This is a genomic window from Bradyrhizobium sp. STM 3809 (genome assembly GCF_000239795.1).
GTDB lineage: Bacteria > Pseudomonadota > Alphaproteobacteria > Rhizobiales > Xanthobacteraceae > Bradyrhizobium.
Window position 1 is genome coordinate 1 of the sequence record NZ_CAFJ01000421.1, and the last position, 625, is coordinate 625.

A 625-nucleotide genomic window follows, 5' to 3' on the forward strand; every position below is an offset into this window, starting at 1 on the left:
CGCCGGCCCGCCGCAGGCTCCCGCCCAGCGTGGCCGCGGACCGGCCCAGCAGCCGGGCAATCCGCTGGAGTCGCTGTCGCTCGACATCGCCCGGCTGATGGACCGCACGCTCGCTGCCGAGATGTGGGACCGCTACCAGCGCGGCGAGACCAAGGCGTTCACCAAGCGCCTCTACACGCCCGCCGGCCAGAAGGCGTTCGACGAGGTGGCCCGCAAGTACCGCGCCGACCGCACCTTCAAGCAGACGGTCGACCGCTACATCACCGAGTTCGAGCGTCTGCTCGACGAGGTCGCCCGCGACGACCGCAACCCGCAGGCGCTGCGCGCGCAGCTGACCTCGGAGACCGGCCTCGTCTACACCCTCCTCGCCCACGCCGCCGGCCGGCTGGCGTGATCGGAGAGAAGGCGAATAGCGAGTAGCCAACGATCAGCGATGGACAAACGAACGGAGGCCTCGAGGCCTCCGTTTCGCGTTTTGGGCTTACGAATGAAGGTTTCTTGTTTCGCGCAATCGGCCGATCCTCCTCCAGGCAGAGCGATCGCATACGGAAACGCGGAGTTGTCCGGCGAACGATCCTGCCGATGAATGACCCCGTCATGCCCGGGCTTGTCCCGGGCATCCACG

The 625-nt window shown here is 67.8% G+C and carries 1 protein-coding gene; it reads left to right on the top strand.

Annotated elements, in window-relative coordinates:
* Positions 1 to 394, top strand: a 394-nt coding sequence (locus tag BRAS3809_RS20265) for a hypothetical protein (protein WP_035657153.1), incomplete at its 5' end; no start/stop codon positions are given.
* Positions 395 to 625: the final 231 nt, after the last annotated feature.